This window comes from Paenibacillus sp. FSL R5-0475 (genome assembly GCF_038004585.1).
Lineage (GTDB): Bacteria > Bacillota > Bacilli > Paenibacillales > Paenibacillaceae > Paenibacillus_AQ.
On record NZ_JBBORK010000001.1, the window covers coordinates 6,057,948 to 6,075,879 of the forward strand.

Annotated in this window: 16 protein-coding genes and 1 pseudogene; 11 read left to right on the forward strand and 6 right to left on the reverse strand. The window is 44.2% G+C overall.

The genetic code is table 11. The annotated features are described in order from the left end of the window. The first annotated feature begins 16 nt into the window (after positions 1-16). From MKX41_RS27120 to MKX41_RS27145, 6 genes and pseudogenes are all read left to right on the forward strand, one after another. A complete protein-coding gene (locus MKX41_RS27120; protein WP_340973929.1) occupies positions 17-871 on the forward strand; it encodes an ATP-binding cassette domain-containing protein in 855 nt (284 codons plus the stop codon). Beyond that, a complete protein-coding gene (locus tag MKX41_RS27125; protein ID WP_042184495.1) occupies positions 862-1,767 on the forward strand; it encodes an ATP-binding cassette domain-containing protein in 906 nt (301 codons plus the stop codon). Before MKX41_RS27120 ends, MKX41_RS27125 begins: the two co-directional genes overlap by 10 nt. Then, positions 1,760-2,551, forward strand: a complete 792-nt coding sequence (locus tag MKX41_RS27130; protein WP_340973933.1) for an energy-coupling factor transporter transmembrane component T family protein — start codon at positions 1,760-1,762, stop codon at positions 2,549-2,551. The genes MKX41_RS27125 and MKX41_RS27130 overlap by 8 nt, the downstream gene beginning before the upstream one ends. 43 nt (positions 2,552-2,594) lie before the next feature. Continuing rightward, positions 2,595-4,520: a peptidase U32 family protein gene (locus MKX41_RS27135; RefSeq protein WP_042184499.1), complete on the forward strand. Its 1,926-nt coding sequence runs from the start codon at positions 2,595-2,597 to the stop codon at positions 4,518-4,520. Between the two features lie 97 nt (positions 4,521-4,617). Next, positions 4,618-5,903 (forward strand): annotated as a pseudogene (locus MKX41_RS27140) (aspartate aminotransferase family protein). A gap of 38 nt (positions 5,904-5,941) precedes the next feature. Further along, entirely contained in the window at positions 5,942-6,826 is an 885-nt protein-coding gene (locus MKX41_RS27145) for a UbiA-like polyprenyltransferase (RefSeq protein WP_339268475.1), read from the forward strand. A 700-nt stretch (positions 6,827-7,526) separates the two neighbouring features. Here the strand turns inward: MKX41_RS27145 and MKX41_RS27150 are convergent. The 5 genes from MKX41_RS27150 to MKX41_RS27170 all read right to left on the reverse strand — a co-directional run bounded on the left by MKX41_RS27150 (position 7,527) and on the right by MKX41_RS27170 (position 12,037). Continuing rightward, positions 7,527-8,507, reverse strand: a complete 981-nt coding sequence (locus tag MKX41_RS27150) for a polyprenyl synthetase family protein (protein WP_340973934.1) — start codon at positions 8,505-8,507, stop codon at positions 7,527-7,529. Positions 8,508-8,524: 17 nt separating this feature from the next. Further along, entirely contained in the window at positions 8,525-8,974 is a 450-nt protein-coding gene (locus MKX41_RS27155; protein ID WP_042184507.1) for a hypothetical protein, read from the reverse strand. 244 nt (positions 8,975-9,218) lie between these two features. Next, on the reverse strand, positions 9,219-11,099 hold the full coding sequence (locus MKX41_RS27160) for an FAD-dependent oxidoreductase (RefSeq protein ID WP_042184509.1): 1,881 nt from the start codon (positions 11,097-11,099) through the stop codon (positions 9,219-9,221). Positions 11,100-11,147: 48 nt separating this feature from the next. Continuing rightward, a complete protein-coding gene (locus MKX41_RS27165) occupies positions 11,148-11,705 on the reverse strand; it encodes a hypothetical protein (protein ID WP_340973936.1) in 558 nt (185 codons plus the stop codon). Then, positions 11,702-12,037 (reverse strand): hypothetical protein, encoded by a 336-nt coding sequence (locus MKX41_RS27170; RefSeq protein ID WP_340973939.1) that lies wholly within the window; start codon positions 12,035-12,037, stop codon positions 11,702-11,704. The genes MKX41_RS27165 and MKX41_RS27170 overlap by 4 nt, the downstream gene beginning before the upstream one ends. A gap of 447 nt (positions 12,038-12,484) precedes the next feature. Between MKX41_RS27170 and MKX41_RS27175 the strand changes: the two genes are divergently transcribed. From MKX41_RS27175 to MKX41_RS27195, 5 genes are all read left to right on the forward strand, one after another. Then, positions 12,485-12,688 carry a CsbD family protein gene (locus MKX41_RS27175; protein WP_042184513.1) on the forward strand — a complete coding sequence of 68 codons (204 nt, stop codon included), beginning with the start codon at positions 12,485-12,487 and terminating at the stop codon, positions 12,686-12,688. A gap of 169 nt (positions 12,689-12,857) precedes the next feature. Further along, positions 12,858-14,270 (forward strand): ATP-binding protein, encoded by a 1,413-nt coding sequence (locus MKX41_RS27180; RefSeq protein ID WP_042184515.1) that lies wholly within the window; start codon positions 12,858-12,860, stop codon positions 14,268-14,270. Positions 14,271-14,365: 95 nt separating this feature from the next. Then, positions 14,366-15,640 carry an MFS transporter gene (locus MKX41_RS27185; protein ID WP_081382976.1) on the forward strand — a complete coding sequence of 425 codons (1,275 nt, stop codon included), beginning with the start codon at positions 14,366-14,368 and terminating at the stop codon, positions 15,638-15,640. Positions 15,641-15,660: 20 nt separating this feature from the next. Further along, complete coding sequence (locus MKX41_RS27190; protein ID WP_339244537.1) at positions 15,661-16,326, forward strand: oxidoreductase; 666 nt, start codon at positions 15,661-15,663, stop codon at positions 16,324-16,326. A gap of 93 nt (positions 16,327-16,419) precedes the next feature. Continuing rightward, positions 16,420-16,800, forward strand: coding sequence for a RidA family protein (locus tag MKX41_RS27195; protein WP_042184517.1), 381 nt, complete (start codon positions 16,420-16,422; stop codon positions 16,798-16,800). A gap of 84 nt (positions 16,801-16,884) precedes the next feature. Here the strand turns inward: MKX41_RS27195 and MKX41_RS27200 are convergent, their stop codons facing one another. Beyond that, a complete protein-coding gene (locus MKX41_RS27200) occupies positions 16,885-17,661 on the reverse strand; it encodes a TspO/MBR family protein (protein WP_042184519.1) in 777 nt (258 codons plus the stop codon). Positions 17,662-17,932 lie beyond the last annotated feature (271 nt).

Below are 17,932 nucleotides of genomic sequence, written 5' to 3' on the forward strand. Positions count from 1 at the left end.
CGGAAGGATGACTAACATGAATGAATCATATGAAGGTCAAGAATTAGAGGGAGAAGGACAAGCTATCATCTCTCTGGATGGGGTATCGTTTGGTTATGATCCTGAGCATCCGATTCTTCAAAATATAACGTTATCTATTTCTCAGGGACAATGGGTTAGCTTGGTTGGTCCCAATGGCTGCGGGAAGTCTACGCTAGTTAAGCTACTAAATGCTTTGCTGCCTAAGAGTGCTGGCGAGATTGTGGTTAGTGGTATGCAACTGAGTGAGGAAACGATCGGAAGCATTCGGCAATGCATCGGTATGGTGTTCCAAAATCCAGATAATCAGTTTATTGGAGCCACTGTAGAGGAAGATATCTTATTCGGCCTGGAAGGGCTTTGTTTGTCGTACGCAGAGATGGCTGAGCGGCTGCACTCTTATACGACGAGGCTGGGAATAAATCATCTGCTGTCCAAACACCCAGGTGAGCTGTCTGGAGGCCAAAAGCAGCGTGTCGCTATCGCCTCCATTCTTGCTATGGAACCAGGCATCGTCATTTTTGACGAGGCCTCTTCTATGTTGGATGAAGGAAGCAGAAATGATCTTCTTGGTATTTTGCAAGATATGCGAGCGGAAGGAAAGTATACGATCCTTATGATTACGCATGATGCAGATGAGATTTTGGCATCGGATCGGGTGCTTGCGCTGCATGGAGGTGGTTTAGCTGCTGATGTTACACCGGCGGAATTGTTCCGGAACGAGGAGCTTCTGCAAAAATGCCATCTGTGTGAGCCGTATCCTTGGCGTCTTGCACGCGAGCTGCAGAATCGGGGCATCCATGTGGATGTTCCCGCCAGTGAAAAGGAGCTTATAGACACGTTATGGCCATAGAATTACAGCAAGTAAGTTATTCCTATGCTGACCGAAGCCTATGGAAGCTGACAGCGCTCCGCGACATTAACCTCAGTGTTCCAACAGGCTCTATGGTTGGTATTGCTGGGGCGACAGGCTCTGGTAAATCGACACTGCTGCAGTTGTTTAACGGGATACTGAAACCAACGGAGGGTACGGTAAAAGTACTCGATGTAACCATCCAGGCGGGGGAGAAATCACCTAAGCTGATGCCGCTGCGCCGTAGAGTCGGATTGGTATTTCAATTTCCAGAGCAGCAAATGTTTGAAGATACGGTCGAAAAGGATCTTATCTTCGGTCCTCTTAACTTCGGCATGAGCCTCGAAGAGGCAAAGGCACGCGCAAGACAGGCCATGTTGGATATGGGGCTGGATCTGGCGCTGCTAGAGCGGAATCCTTTTAAATTGAGCGGTGGGCAAATGCGTAAGGCAGCTATCGCCTCCGTACTAGCTATGGACCCTGAAGTCATCGTTCTGGATGAACCGACGGCTACGCTTGATCCCATCAGCCGTGCAGAACTAATCCACTTGCTGGAGCGTTTATGCCGTGAGCAGGGGAGAACGATCATCGTCGTCACGCATCGGATGGATGAGTTATTGCCTTACGCGGACAACTGGCTTGTCCTTAAAGAGGGCAGTACGGCATTTCAAGGCAGCGTAAAGGCACTGGCAGATGACCCTTCGATTCTGGAACAGTGTGGCTTGACGGTTCCGCAGTCCCTTCGTTACTGGCGTGCAGTAGCTGATCGCTTTGGTCTTACGGATGAAGCTCCTCGCTTAACGGCAGAGAGCTTAGCAGAGCTAATCGCTTCGCTGCCATCTGGATCAGGCAACTCTAGCGAGCAGCACGAAGGAAAGAGGGATGGCCATGAATGAGAAGCTAATCATAGGGCGCAGTATTGAGACCGGTTCATGGGTACATAAGCTAGATGCTCGTGCCAAAATCACCGGAATGCTATTATACGTAGCTATTATCCTGCTCTCCCGTTCGTGGATGGCTATGGCGCTACTGGCTATTTTCTCAATAGCGGTTATGGCTTCCACTCGGATTCCGCTTAAATACTTCCTGAAAGCAGCTAAGCCTTTACGGTATTTAATGCTATTTATCTTTATCGTACAGCTGCTGTCTGTGAAGACGGGTGAGGCGGTGCTGACGCTTGGTTCGTGGTCCATTTATGAGGGAGGGCTAAGATTAGGCGCATTTTCGGTCATCCGCATGTTCTTTCTGATCACTTTCACGGCGTTACTTACATTCACCACAACGCCGGGTAAGCTGAATCAAGGGCTGGAGGGGATTTTGGCTCCATTCAAAAAGTTTGGCTTGAAGCCCGACCGTATCACACTGATGATCAGTATTTCCCTTCGTTTCATTCCTACGATTCTAGACGAGTCGCAGATTATCATGAAAGCGCAGGCCTCACGGGGTGCTGATCTGAAAGAGCTACCTTTAAAGGAAAAGGGGCGAATGTTAGTGTCCTTGCTGGTTCCGATTATCGCTAGTGCGTTTAGGCGTGCGCAGGATCTGGTATATTCCATGGAAGCTCGTGGCTTTCGTATGGATGCTCCGCGTAGCCAGTATCACCGCCTAAGGTGGGGCATATTCGATACTATTTTTATTACTATGTTTATTGTAATGGGGATTGCAGTAGCTTTGGTGTAAAGTACAACTTGTATGGAGAGTATCAACTTGGGAGGGAACTTGAATGGCACGTTATTTTAATGGTAGAGAGATTGAATTATTAGCACCCGCAGGAACGTTTGAGATTTTCAAGGAAGTGATCCAGGCACGATGTGATGCAGTTTATTTTGGTGGACCTGTATTGAATATGAGAATGATGCGTAAAGGATATAATCTGTCTCATGAGGAGATCGTAGAGGCACTAGATATTGCTCACCGTCTAGACAAAAAAGTGTATATCACAGTGAATAACCTATTTAGTGAAGAAGATGTGGAAGAGGCTAAAGAATATTTGCGTTTCCTTGATGGTGCTCGTCCCGATGCCTTGATTGTTCAGGATATGGCAGTGCTGGAGCTAATTCGCGAGATGGAGCTTAATCTTCCTATTCACTCTTCGGTCATGATGAATGTTCACAATCTGGAAATGATCTACGCATTGCGTGATCTGGGTGTAAGTCGTGTGGTTACTTCGCGGGAAATGGATTTGCAGACAGCTAAGTTGCTAGGTCAGCGGAGTGGGATGGAACTGGAGTATTTTATTCACGGGGATATGTGCTCCGTTCACGGTGCGAATTGTTATTTCAGCTCCCATGTATTCGGTATGAGCAGTAACCGTGGGAAATGTATGAAGCCTTGCCGCTGGGATTATCGGGTTAAAAAAGACGGGTATGTATATCCGGCCGAATACCCCCTAGCTGTAAAAGATATGTTCATGTATGAACATCTTCCGGAATTGATTGAATCAGGGATTACCTCCTTCAAAATAGAGGGCCGCATGCGGGATAAGGAGTTTATGGTGATGCTGGCGAATAGCTACGGCGAAGCCATTGACCGGTATATCGATGATCCGATTGGCTTTGATCGTACGGTAGATACGAAAGAGCTTCATAACAACCGTAAACGTGACTTTTCGACGGCGTATGCCTTCGGCAAACCAGGACTGACTAACATTAACCGCCGTTATGAAGGAACTGGTAAATTCTATAGCACTGGAAAAGTATTCAGTACACCAACTGCAGAGCGTGAGCTGTCTGAGAAACGAGTTGAGCAGTTGCGGGAAAGATTGGCTGAGGTCGAGCAACCGCAAAAGACAAAAGCTAAGTTAGCTGTACGTGTGAATAATATGGAACAGGCACGGATGGTCTTAGAGCTTGGTGTAGATAGCCTGTACTTGCCAGGGGATGTATTTGAACCAGATAAACCTTTTACAAAGCGTGACATCAAGGAACTGGGTGAGCTAAAGGGCGATAGCAAAATCTACTTGGGTTTACCACGGATGATGACCGAGCTGCATTTTGACCAATATGATCAATTGCTTGGCGGAGAACGCTTGCCGATTGACGGTATTATCGTTACAAATTTAGGAGCTATTCGTCGTTATAACAATACAGGTTATCCGCTAATTGGGGACAGTAACTTAAATGTATACAATCATCTTTCAGCGCAATTATATGCTAACTTAGGTTTAACTCAGCTTTCGGTATCGCCAGAAATGACGCTAGAGCATTTTGCTACCTTTGCCTCTCGTTGCAAAACGCCATTGGAAGTTGTTGTTCATGGTACACCTGCACTAATGTATATGGAACATGATCTTTATGAGAATACGGAGTTAATGGAGCCTATCGCTGAAGAGGATAATCAATATGTACACAATAATGTATTGGTACTAAAGACAGACCAAGGCGAGAATCCGGTATATCGTGATCAGCACGGCCGTTGCCATCTTTTATTCGCAAAAGAGCTTTGCTATTTACCTTTGTTGAGTGAGATGAGTGGACTAGGGATATCAAGCTTCCGTATTGAAGGAGCAACCTATAGCGTCGAACAGCTACGTGAAATTATTGTTTCTTATCAACAGGCAATCAACGGATCTGATAGCGGGGATGACATGCTGGGCGGCCTTAAGCCGGTCTATGCTGGTTATACTTTGGGCTCGCTACAGTTCAACTAATTGTATTTTAATGGGAACTAAATATCGCCTAGTGATAGGGCGGTGCACAGGACTCTATGAATAAGTTACTATTTTCACAAAAAGGAGAGAACCCTTCATGGAACAACAAGACTTCATCGGAAGAGAAGCAGTAGCAGCCAAACGTAAGCAATATTTCTATCCTTGTACACAGCATTTTTACCGTGATGCACCTCAGCTTGTTCGTGGTTCAATGCAGTTTGTTTATGATGAAAAAGGAAAGTCCTATACGGATTTCTTCGCTGGCGTATCCGTAGTCGCATGTGGTCACTGTAATCCGGCTATAACAGTACGCACGATTGAACAACTGCAGCAGCTGCAGCATACGACAACCATCTATCTGACCCAACCGAGTGTAGATTTGGCAGAGCGTTTGGAAGAGGTTATGCCGGGTGGGCTACGACGGACCTTCTTTGTTAACAGTGGTTCTGAGGCTAATGAGGGAGCTCTGCTGCTCGCTCGGATGTATACGGGACGTAAAGGGTTTATAGCGCTGGAGAGTGGCCTGCATGGCCGTACCAATCTAACTATGAGTGTGACAGGCCTGCCTATGTGGCGTACCGATAAATACTTGGATCATGACGTTGAGTTTATTCCTCGCCCTTATCATCCGGATTTATCGCTGGAGGAAGCGGCATCGTTATCCCTGGAATCGCTAGAGCGGGTGCTTGAAGAGAAGGGGAATACTATCGCTGCCATGATCGTAGAGCCAATCCAAGGCAACGGCGGAATGATTATGCCAACCCGAACCTACTTCCGTGATGTAAAAGCATTGTTAGAGAGATACGGTGTACTCCTAATCGCTGATGAAATCCAAACTGGATTTGGACGTACTGGTAAAATGTTTGCTATGGAGCATTTTGACGTTGTACCCGATATTATAAGTATGGCCAAAGCACTCGGTAACGGAATTCCAGTTGCAGCCTTCGCTACAACCGATGAGATTGCCCTTGCCCTAAACCGTCCTTCAGCTTCCACATTTGGGGGAATCCGGTATCTGCTGCAACGGCGCTGGCTGTGCTTGATTATATTCGAGATGAACGGCTTCCTGAACGCTCGGTACAGCTCGGAGAACGATTGAAGGCAGGTTTGAAGGCTTTGCAAGCTCGTTATCCTTCGATGATAGTTGATGTGCGGGGAACTGGACTAATGCTGGGTGCGGAGCTAACGGGTGTAGATGCTGAGGGTGCAGCGGCACTTACAGATCAAGTGCTGGAGGCGATGAAGGACCGAGGTTATCTAATCGGTAAAAATGGCATAGGACGCAATGTACTAGCCTTCCAGCCACCGATGATTATTACAGAAGAAGATATCGACGGGATGCTTGACGTCCTGAACGAAGTTCTTGCGGAGCTTAATGACTAATACAATGAATTTCAAGTAGCGAAGAAAGAGGAAAACGAATGGCTATTCTAAACATTTTTAAAACTGCAGGCCTAAAGCTTAAAATGTTCAGCGAACTGGTGATGTTCTCTCATACACTTTTTTCGCTGCCATTTGCCATTATCTCGATGGTGTGGGCCGCTGGGGGCTGGCCATCAGGACATGTGATGATCTGGGGATTGATTGCATTGATAGGCGCCCGTAATGGCGCCAATGCATTCAATCGGCTGGCGGACCGTACGTTCGATGAACAGAATCCTCGTACGGCACATCGACATCTGCCTCAACGCTTACTGGCGGAAAAAGAAGTTGTTGTCTTTGTTATTGTCAACTATGCCATTTTCATTGTGGCTTCAGGCATGCTTAATTTGCTCTGCTTGATCTTGTCACCGGTGGCTATCGTATTGATATCGACCTATTCCTACACGAAGCGGTTTACCTTTCTCAGTCATTTATATTTAGGATTTGTTATTGCTTCTGCACCGATTGGCGCATGGTTCGCTGTAACCGGAAATATCGCATTTACACCGTTTGTTATCGGAACAGTTGTTATGCTGTGGATTGCCGGATTTGATATTATTTACGGCACTCAGGATATCGACTTTGACCGGCGGCATGGTCTATGGTCTATTCCTAGCTTTTTCGGTCTAGAGAACGCGCTGCGCATTGCAAAAGGACTACATTTCATCATGATTATGCTGCTATTGTTCTTATATCTATGGCGTGATCTCGGCTGGATCTATCTGGTGGGGATTGGAATTGCGACGCTGCTCCTGATGACCGAACATAAGATTATAAAACCATCGAATCGTAAGCTGATGAAGGTGGCCTCTTATAATCTGAATCAGGTGATCAGCATAGTGATTTTATTGTGTACGCTGATTGATTTTTTTTATGTTAGCTAGGGAGCAATAAGGCGGTGGTTAGGAAGCAGCACTACGTGGAATGTTGGACTTTCGATCGCTGTTATTCTCGGATTTCTTTGATTTGAACCGGCTGTCTGCGGTAGAAATCCGAGAATAGCGTATGCTTTCGAAGTGAGCTTTCCGTAGGAAAGCTTTCGGGCGAGCACTTCGTTACTACAGTTCCAAAATCCCACGCAGTGAAGTCCTAATCATTGGCGCATTACCTCCAAGCTAACAACAAAAGACAACAGCCTGCCCAAAAGAGGGTAGGCAAAGGGATCGGAAAGCTGGCTACGCGGCTTTCCTTTTTTGTTATTGTGGGCATCTGCGAGGGGGGCTAGAGCAGTGCGAGAGGGCTGAACTAATCCAAGGTAGACTTATAGGGAAAAACTCCCTATATTTCCGAGCTTAAGTGACTTTCGATCTTGTTATAGGGAAAGTCTCCCTCTAAATTGGCTGATTAGTCTATAAACCATACAAATTCAGGTTTTTAGAGGGGGAATTCCCTATAATCGTGGATTATAAGCGATTTTAAGTTAATTATAGGGAGGATTTCCCTATATGTTCGGAATAGTAGAGCCTGGAAGCTAAAAGGCTAAACACGCTCACGGACGCTGCGCTACGTTCGGCTTGTTTAGCAAGCACACAAAAAAACGGATACCAACCCAAGTAAATGGGTGGTATCCGTTTTTGATTGTCCTTAGCGATCACGGTCGGCAAAATATTGCAGTAGCGTATCCAGATCGGCCTGCGCCGGATAGGAGGAGAGCTGCTGCACAATCGCTCCAGCCTTATCTAGGTAGTTCTGGCTGAACTGTTCGGCGCGAGCTAAGGCATCGCTTCTCTTAATAAGGGCGAGCACATGTGCCACCTCAGCATCCGAAGAATCAGGGCCGATTGAACGAATCACAGGCGAAAGCTTTGGATCCTGTAATGCATAAAGCACTGGCAGGGTAACCTGACCATGACGCAGATCGCTACCGGCGGGCTTACCCAGTACAGCCTCAGACTGCGTGAAATCCAGCAGGTCATCTTGTATTTGAAAAGACATGCCTAAGGCTTCGCCAAAGGTATACAGGAGGTTGGCCACTTCCTCTGAGCTTTCGGTGGATAATGCACCCACACGTAAGCAGGTGGCCATAAGAAGAGCTGTTTTGTTTAAGGACTTCTCAAGATATTGTTCCATTGTAATCTCATAATCAAAAGCATGTTCCATTTGCTGATACTCACCTAGACAGAGCTGAGCAGTAGCTACAGAAGATAAGTCATGAACATATTTGTTTTTGTCTCCGGTATATTTGCTTAACAGTTCGATAACCCGAGCGGACATATAATTGCCAATATGCACAGCTGATAGTGTGCCCGTCTTAGTATGTAGGGCGGGTTTGCCCCGCCGTAACTCAGAATCGTCAATGATATCATCATGAATTAATGAGGCAACATGAATAAATTCAGCGGCAGCAGCTAATTGAAGCGCTCTTCGACCCGTATCCTTTCGGCCAAAACGGCTGCCAACAATGACCATAAGAGGACGGAGGCGTTTACCTCCAGAATTTATAAGCTCAAGAACACTCTGCCCGAGTTGTGATTTCTTAGGAACATCCTTATCTCGTGCCACAAGATTTACGATTTCACGATTAATTTCATCTATGTCTATGTTTAAGGCCTCATGCAGCTTCATCTTATAGATCCCACCTGTCAAATGGCTTTGCTTGTGCGACTGCGCTGTCTGCACTCTTGAATCAAGAACTGTTCGATTCCAGCCGCCGGATCATGTTCCGCGAAGTCTCCATTTGACCGTCTAATTTGCATTTTTTTGATCGAAGGAGCTAGATAAGCAACTAGGTCGAGCTCACGGCATTTCACCGCAAACTGAAGGTAAAAGCTGTACAAATAATCTCCATCCAAAATGTTGCGTGTAAGGTCGGGATGATGTGGGATACATTCCATATGGCGCTCAGCTGCCAAAGTGAGAATAGTGTAAATACCCAGCAAATTGACTTTGCGGTTGTATTCCAGATCATGGCGTTCTAGTACCGAGATTAGCTGCTCACATGCAGCCGGAGAGGGATTAAGCTCAATTCCGGCAATAGGTGACATTTCAGTATGCAACAACCGGAGGGTATCTTCTATGAGTTGTTTGTTCACAAGATTCTCTCCTTCTTGTCGGTTTTGCCGGAAGAAACCATACCCCTGATCATCCCTACAAAACCATTCATTAAAGAATAAATTGACCATTTCCTGATATTAGGAAGATTATTTTCTTCTTGTAAATAAGGAGAGTAATGTGTCCTAGGGACACATTACTCTGAAGTACATCCATATTTAGCTTACTGCCATGCAATCTACATATTTTCTTTGAAATAAATTACACGAACTCAGGGCTTTATAATCAGTCGGTGTATAGATACCATCGTCTGACGATCGGAACTCTCTTCCAATGTTTCTTAAGCCAAGGAAGTACATAGTAATCTAGGCCAAATGTGCTGCCCGATCCGCCGATGCAGGCGATACCCGCACCAACATACCATAACATTTCTGTAGAAGCCATTTTGGTCGACCAGATCATGACGGACATGGCTATCGTCGCTATAGAAGCAATAGCTGTGAACAGACCAACGATGAGCATAATACCGAACACGATTTCTGCACATACCATACCGATTTGGAACCATTTTGCGAGGAAAGTATAACTTCCGTCGTTGTTGTAGAACATCAAATCCATGAACCAGTTTGTAATATTATAAACGAAGCCAGGAACTGGCAATGCTTCAACCGCTTCTTTTGCAGTGGATACTGCTGAAGCTGCAGATTGTGCATCTACTGTTGTTTTAACTGCATCCACCGCTACGCTGGCTGCTGATGAAGCATCCGTTGCAAAAGGAGCGGCTGGAATTAGGAATATCTTATTTGGATCTACCCAAATTTTCCGTAGCTTATCTATACCTTCATATAACCACATTCCACCAAGCAGCATGCGAAGCGGAACGAGCCAGAAGTTAGGTGAACGCTTGGAGAAGTGTCCGCCCAAGAAGCTCTTACGGTTCTCAACATGGAAGAACTCATGCATCATGTAAGTCCAAACTTTATTGAAGCCTACAACCTGTGACAGGTAGAACATATTGATAAAGTGTTTGGATAACATTGCCATAAAACCAGTAAGCATAAAGAACTTGCCTGGCAAACCAACGTTTGCTACACCGTAGCGGCTACCGATGGATACCATAGTACCGTGGAAACCTGGTTTGTATGCTTTTTTAGCAGTGTTCTGAATGTCAGCTGCAATGTTACCAGCAACGATCGGAGCTGCTTGTTCAGCATTCTCAACCATTTGTGGTACAGGACGAGTTTCACCTTCAGGAATGAAGAAAATGTTGTCCCCTACTACATATACGTTCTTATGATCTACACTTTCAAGGTTCTCATTCGTAACAATACGTTTGCGTCCTTGTTGTTGTACTTCAAGTCCACCCACGATTTCAGAACCTTCAACACCTGCAGTCCAAACAATGGTTTGTGAAGCGACAACATTTTTCTCACCAAGGGCAACACTACCTTCGCCTACTTCAGTGATCTTGGCGCCTGTTACAATTTCCACGTTCAGCTTGCGAAGGTGAGCTTCGGCTTTTTGAATCAGCTTATCTGGAAGGATAGGCAGAATCTTCGGAGCCATATCAGCCACAATCAATCTTACTTCGGATGGGTCGATATAGAACTCCTTGCACAATTCCTCGCGTTGCTCAGCCATTTCCCCAACAAGCTCGACACCTGTAAAGCCGGCACCAATGATAACGAAAGTTAACATTGCACGGCGTACAGTTGGATTTTTCTCCATAGCGGCTTTGGTATACATGTCGCGGATTTGACGTTTCAATGCTACCGCATCATCGTAAGACCAGAAGGAGAAGGTATTCTCTTCTGCACCTGGAATGCCGAAGAAGGTTGGTTTGCTACCTGTACCGATTACAAGGTAATCGTACGCATAGGTAGTTTTATTGGATTTGAGTTTCTTACCCTTGAAATCAATATTGCTGATTTCGTCAAGAACAACATTCACTTTAAGTCCAGCAAAGATTTTCTTTAGATCGATCTTGATTGAATCCTCTGGAGCACGGTTCGCGGCAACCTCATGCAGCTCAGTCAATAGAGTGTGATATGGATTCCGGTCGATCAGTGTGATTTCAACATCTTTGTTTTTCTTAAATTTCTTTGCCAGTTTCTTAGCCGTGAGTACGCCGCCGTAGCCGCCGCCCAAAATGACTATTTTTTTCAAAAGAAATTCACCTCATTCGTCTGATTAACTGCAGAAGGTTATGCGAAATTATTTCGCGCCTTCGAGTGCTTTTTCAGCAAGTGTAAAATATTCACCAACATGAATACTCACGCCGGAAATTGCATCAGTTTTACCTTCAGCTGTAAGTTCTGGAGCAGTACCTTTTTCAAGATAGTATTGCTCAACTTTTGCGATCTCTTCATGCCATTCAGCAGAAGCGCCGCCAGCTTTCATACCGTATTTACCATCGACGGAGAATTGTTTTTTGTCGTCGCCAGCAGCATTTACGCCACTGAATTTAACAGCAACAACATTACCGTTAGCAACAGTCAAGTCAACAGTGGATTTCCAACCGGAGTCTTTATCCATTTCGCCTTCAGCATGGTAACCTCCGTCTTTGTATTGACCAGCTTCAACAGGTCCAGCAGCCAGAGCAGCTTGAGCAGCTTTTACAAAGTCAGATACGTGTACAGATACACCGGAGATAGCATCAGTTTTCCCCTCAGCGTCTAAAGTTATAGCTGCTGGATCTTGTTTTTCAATCAAGAAAGCTTCAGCTTTTGCTGCTTGCTCGTGCCATTCAGAAGAAGCACCACCAGCTTTCATGCCATATTTACCATCTTCGGAAACTTTTTCTTCAGATCGCCAGCAGTGTTTACGTTAAAAGCATCCCAGTCAGCCTTAGTGATCTTTCCACCTTCTACAGTTAGGAGTGCGAAATATTGCCAGCCAGTTTTAGCGTCCACATCAGCAGTAGCGTAATAAGTTCCGTCTTTGTACGTAGCCGCTTCAGTTCCAGTGTTAGTGGAATTAGTTGCTGTACTGTTTTCTGTTGGAGCATTAGTAGCCGCCGGTGTGTTGTCTGTGTTGTTACCGCAACCTGCAAGCAAACTACCTAAGATAAGGGCAGTCGACAAGATTACTGTTGTTTTTTTCATTTGTTATGACCTCCAAAAATATAGTTTAAAATATATATATTAAAATGTAAAACATTTTAATAGTAATGCGAAGTGATAAAAATCACTTTATAAATGATATTTGTCACTTTAATCTTGGGGTGAAGAGCCAAACTCTAACAGTATCATGACATATATCGGCATCCGATAGAAAAAAATTTAATGATGTTGTTTCATCTCCGAGGGCATTCTAGCACATAGAGCAAATAACTCATGTGAAAAAAATCACTTAAAAAATTAAATGTTTAATTTATACATTGATTGTATCAAATTTTAAAGGATTTGAATACCTTTTTTTAAACTATTATTTGACAAATTGTGACTTTCTATAGATTAGGTAAGATTCATGGCGAATAGGACAGGGTAATGTAACGATAACACAGGATAGTATTCTACCCTACTTAATTCAGCTAAGGAGATGAGCATATAATGGACAACAATGTGTTTAAAGGAAAATGGAAACAGCTCAAAGGCGAGGCCAAAAAGCAATGGGGCAAGCTTACAGATGACGATCTTGATGTGATTGATGGTGAAAAGGATAAGTTGGTAGGTAAACTACAAGAGCGTTATGGCCATTCGAAAGAAGACGCGGAAAAAGAGTATCAAAGCTGGGGACGTTCCTACCGAGATTAATTCAAAATAGCTTATACTCTAAGTACCCAAATATAAAATGCATAGGAAGAGCGCAAATCGTATACGATTTGCGCTCTTCCTATGCAACAATTAGGTGTGCGAAGGTTAAGCTATGGTATTATTGTGAGATGAAATCTGTAATTTATCTTGTGCAGGCAGGAGCAAAACTATGGGGTATCTTAAAATATTTTTCGGGAATACCGCAATTCTTATAGCCGTGGCCTATTTGGCTAATCTGATCTATAAACATACCATTTCAAATGCAAGTGTAGGAATAAAAAAGGCGAGCTGGGTGATCCTGGCGATCTTTGCTGGTTGGATCAGTACTCTTTTTGGTTATAATTTGGACGACCATGTGATCTTTGATTTGCGGTTTGTACCCTTAATCATCTCGACGCTGGCGTATCCTAGACCCATCACACTTATTTTGATCGGTATAGGGACGGGGCTTACAAGGTTAACTTTCGGAGTGACAGAGGCAGCAGTTGCAGGAATGCTAAATCTTTTTATTTTGGGAGTTATTTGCGCGGCGCTTAGCTACTGGGTCAGACGCTCAACCCTCAGTATTGTGAATCAAGGTCTGATCGTTATTCTAATCGTTAATCTTATGAATGCCATAAACATTATGGCGTTAGGCGTTATCCCTGTGGAAGAGTACATAAGAGAGATTATGCCAATTACGTTCCCTGCGGGGCTAATTTTAAGTATTTTGTTCTCATTAATTATCCGTGATTTTCAACTCGGTCTTCTAAGGAATGAGCAGATCCAGCATGCTAACGAGCAGTTGTCTGCTCAGACTGAAGAATTACATAAGAACAAGCTTGATCTTGAAGAGCGTGCTAATCAGTTAATGATGGCATCTCAATTCAAATCGGAATTTCTCGCCAATATGTCACATGAGCTTAGAACTCCATTGAATAGCATCATTAATCTATCGCAATTAATTGAAGAAAATGATGATTTGCTTACGGAAGCAGAAATAAGAGAGTATGCAGCCATTATCCATCGTTCGGGTGATGAATTATTGATGATCATCAGCGACATTCTGGATTTATCCAAGGTGGAGGCAGGTCGATTAGATATTATAAATGAAGAATTAAATGTTAGCGAGATCCCAGATTTGCTGGCAATGCAGTTCGCTGTGACGGCCAAACAAAAAGGACTGGCTTTTAATATCTCCATGGATGAGAATGTCCCTCCAATGATTCATTCCGATCCACATCGCGTACAGCAGATTTTGCGTAATTTGCTCTCAAATGCTTTTAAATTTACAAAGACAGGTTTCGTATCGCTGCATATCCACGAGCAGGAAGGTGGGGAAGGGGATGCCGTGCAACATTGGCTTGTATTTGATGTGGAGGATAGTGGCATAGGAATCGCACCGGAGAAGCATGCCATGATCTTTGAAGCCTTTCAACAGGCAGACAGAACGACTAGCCGGAAATATGGTGGAACAGGACTAGGACTTTCTATTAGTAATGACTTGGCCAGATTGCTCGGCGGGTTCATTTCTCTAGAGAGTAAGGAAGAGAAGGGGAGTCGATTTTCGCTTTATTTGCCCCTTGAAGTGGATAGTGAGTAAAGCTCCAATATTATTTGGTGATTTGGCGTATTGACAGTAGATTGATGCGGAGTAGAATGAAGCCAATGCCGCATCAAAGGAGTGTTACCGCCTCTATGGACAACATGGAAAATAAGCATAAGGTTACGGTTTCAAAACGTGTTCGTAAACCTTCAGTGCATCGCAGAAATTTGCGTATAGCTACGCTGGAAGGTGTGCCGTCAACTATTTTTCAGGTACTGCTGCAAGGGCAGTTCCTAACAGGATTTCTACTATATTTAGGAGCTTCCTCTAGTCAAATTGGATTTGTGCTAGCGCTTACTACATTAGTTAATGTGGCACAGATTGGGGTAGCTTTTCTGATTCAGAAGCTGCCAAGTCGCAAATGGGCTATGGTTACTTTTATCGGTCTGCATAGGATACTTTGGGGTTCTACGGGACTAATCCCGTTTATTTTTCCTAAAGAATATTGGGTCATCGCATTTATTGCTTTATATACTACTGCTTTTATTGCCAATACTGCTGGTGGTGTGTTGTGGAGCTCAGTGATTAGTGATCTAGTTCCCGCACGGGTACGTGGACGTTATTTTGGGATTCGTAACACGGTCCTGAATGCACTTGGAAGTTTGGTTATGTATGGCGGAGGTATTATTCTGGACCGTTATCCCGGGGGTCATGGTTTTCTGATTCTATATATTGTTGTGTGGATCTTCTCGATATCGAATGTCGTAGTATTCTTTTTTTATCCGGATGTACCGTTCGAGAAATCAGAAGAGCATAAATTTTTGCCCATGTTTAAGAAACCGCTTAAAGATACATTATTTATGAAGTCAACCTTGTTTCTGGCTGCTTGGCTGTTGTTGCAGAACCTAACGGTTCCGCTATACTCTTATGTCATGTTGCAGTTACTTCATATTAATTATGAAACGTTGTCATTGCTTAATGTGTCCCAGACCGTGTTTATGATGGCTAGCTTCTACGTTTGGGGCAATCTAAATGCGAAATACAGCAATAAGCGACTGTTATTCTTTACTTTGCCGATTATTGCACTGTCCTCATTGATGTGGGGACTCTTGTCTGTGATGCCGATGCTGGTGGTCTTATTTGCGGCCCATATCGTTTTTGGTGTTGGTGTAGGCGGTTTCAACCAGCTGGCCTTTAACTTTATTATTGGAGACACGCCGAAAAAAGAACGGCCGATGTATATGGCCACATATGCGGCGCTTACCGGGTTATCATCCTTTTTTGGTCCGCTTATTGGCGGTCAGCTCTATGAAAAAATTGCGCACTGGCCGCAATGGACTCAGGTATACGGTATGCAGCTAGTGGTAGGGACGCTTATGATTGCACTTGCGTTTCTGCTAGGTCGTCGTATTCTAAAGGACGAATAGAAGTAAAAGGGGGTTATTCCTTGTTAAGAATAGCGATGGTATTAGGTGCCACCGGATTGGTAGGCAAAGCGGTTACGGAGGAATTGTTAAATCGTGATAACTGGGAAGAAGTAAGGGTGCTTGTACGGACACCGTTAGCCATAGAACATCCTAAGCTTAAACAAATCGTTGTAGATTGGGAGAACCTAAGAAACTATACAGAGTCGTTCGAAGGGGTACATTCCATCTTCTGTTGTTTAGGAACTACGATAAAAAAGGCGGGTTCACAAGAAAAGTTTGAACGAGTCGATCTACACTATCCGCTTGATGCTGCAGCCATAGCGAGAGAACAGGGTGTTAAACAGTTTTTGGTCGTCTCTTCAATAGGGGCAAATGCGAAGTCGCGTAATTTCTACAGTCGGACTAAGGGAAGAGCGGAAGAAGGTTTAACCGCTATTGGATTTCAAGGTATGCATATATTTCGCCCCTCCTTGCTACTGGGCCAACGTGAAGAATTCAGATTAGGGGAGAGAGTCGGAGCCAGTTTGATGAAAGCGCTGGATTTTGTAATGGTGGGTAAGGCGGCTAAATATCGTGCAATACCTGGTACGACAGTCGCAAGAGCTATGGTTAACATTGCGTCTGCGGATACCCATGGATTACATATTTATACGAATGAAGTGATACATGTGATTGGGAAACGCTAAGCTTTCTGGGTCTCTAATAAATTTGCATTAAGATGAGAACAGGACTTACAATGGACAATAAATGATCAGCGCATAATGGAGAGGGGTAGTAAGATGAGCAAAAAACAAGTAGCTACAACAAAAGCACCCGGAGCAATCGGTCCTTATAGTCAAGCTATAACCACGGGTAGCTGGGTATACACTTCAGGACAACTTGGTCTGAATCCGGAAACGGGTAATTTGGTTGAGGGTGTACAAGAACAAGCGCGTCAAGCGCTTAACAATGTACAAGCGATTCTTGAGGAAGCTGGTGCAACACTAGACCATGTAGTAAAGACAACTGTATTCTTAAAGGATATGAATGATTTCGCGGCCGTTAATGAGGTTTATAGCACCTTCTTTAAAGAACCTTATCCTGCCCGCAGTGCTATTGAGGTTGCGCGTCTGCCTAAAGACGGACTTGTTGAGATTGAAGCGGTAGCTCGTAAGAAATAAGGAGTTATCCTTTGCACTTTTATTATTTTACCAAAAAGGCAGGCTAAGGTGGATAACCCTAGCCTGCCTTTTTTTATATTAGAATTAGTAACTTCTGTATCTCCGATACCTGCTACGGCGGGGTTTGAACAATAACCAGATGCTGTAAAGAAGCAGGAGGCCTGCTGTAATCATTCCGGTTAAATAGACATCGCTGGTCTCTTTGTGTTCCAAGGCAATCGCAATGAAGGCCCACACGAATACGAGTGGATAAATGCTATCTCGGTAAGGATAGCTGACCACAATTGCAAGTAGAGTTCCTACGCAGAGCATGATAACGCCCCAGGTGCTACCGCTAAGACCCCAACCTCCCCAATGATTCTTTTCTAGAACAACGCTGATGTTCACGATAGTAGCCACAGAGATCCAGCCAAGGTATATACTAAAGGGTAGCTTCATCAGCCATTTCTCGCCTGAGGTAGGATTAGCGATCAAACGTGTTTTTCGGTAAATGACAATCAGTGTGATTAACATCAGCACCATAGCAACCAGAGAGAGCTCAATGTATAAGTATTGCCAAAGGAAGAGCCAACTCATATTAAAAATACAGCTCAGAACAAACCAGAACTGAACCGCCCGCACAGAATCTCTAGAGGCTGTATAGGAGCGGAATTGATAAATAATGAAGCCGGCTAACAGTAGATAAATCAATGACCAGATGGAAAACGCGTAACCGGCAGGTGTGATGTAGGTCTGATATTTATCAGAGATTTCTCCAGTGCTGTGCCCGCCTAATGGTAAGGTGACCGAGAGCACATTCACGATAATCACACCTAAAAAGAACAGAAGATTCCACCATTTATAAGGATTATAACGTCTCAAAGAATTCACTCCCTAGCTTTTTAATAGGGTGATGCTTACTTAGAATATACCCGCTTTCGGTACAATTAAGACTATAAACAAGAAAAGAAGTGACTAGCGAGTCATAATGTTCATGGATAGTATGGTAGTGGTGAAGGGTATTTTACGATAGTGGCTAGAACATTTATTAAAAATATGCTGAAATGAATCAAATTCATGAGTGTTTCTACGTACTTCAACTTTATTTGTATAAAAATCTACAGAAAATATGCAGAAACGTTTTTAAATCAGC

Excerpts from the sequence above, each read along its gene's own strand:
- MKX41_RS27120 (WP_340973929.1), top strand. The coding sequence starts at position 17 with ATGAATGAATCATATGAAGGTCAAGAATTAGAGGGAGAAGGACAAGCT.
- MKX41_RS27125 (WP_042184495.1), top strand. The coding sequence starts at position 862 with ATGGCCATAGAATTACAGCAAGTAAGTTATTCCTATGCTGACCGAAGC.
- MKX41_RS27130 (WP_340973933.1), top strand. The coding sequence starts at position 1,760 with ATGAATGAGAAGCTAATCATAGGGCGCAGTATTGAGACCGGTTCATGG.
- MKX41_RS27135 (WP_042184499.1), top strand. The coding sequence starts at position 2,595 with ATGGCACGTTATTTTAATGGTAGAGAGATTGAATTATTAGCACCCGCA.
- MKX41_RS27145 (WP_339268475.1), top strand. The coding sequence starts at position 5,942 with ATGGCTATTCTAAACATTTTTAAAACTGCAGGCCTAAAGCTTAAAATG.
- MKX41_RS27150 (WP_340973934.1), bottom strand. The coding sequence starts at position 8,507 with ATGAAGCTGCATGAGGCCTTAAACATAGACATAGATGAAATTAATCGT.
- MKX41_RS27165 (WP_340973936.1), bottom strand. The coding sequence starts at position 11,705 with ATGAAAGCTGGTGGTGCTTCTTCTGAATGGCACGAGCAAGCAGCAAAA.
- MKX41_RS27170 (WP_340973939.1), bottom strand. The coding sequence starts at position 12,037 with ATGAAAAAAACAACAGTAATCTTGTCGACTGCCCTTATCTTAGGTAGT.
- MKX41_RS27175 (WP_042184513.1), top strand. The coding sequence starts at position 12,485 with ATGGACAACAATGTGTTTAAAGGAAAATGGAAACAGCTCAAAGGCGAG.
- MKX41_RS27180 (WP_042184515.1), top strand. The coding sequence starts at position 12,858 with ATGGGGTATCTTAAAATATTTTTCGGGAATACCGCAATTCTTATAGCC.
- MKX41_RS27185 (WP_081382976.1), top strand. The coding sequence starts at position 14,366 with ATGGACAACATGGAAAATAAGCATAAGGTTACGGTTTCAAAACGTGTT.
- MKX41_RS27195 (WP_042184517.1), top strand. The coding sequence starts at position 16,420 with ATGAGCAAAAAACAAGTAGCTACAACAAAAGCACCCGGAGCAATCGGT.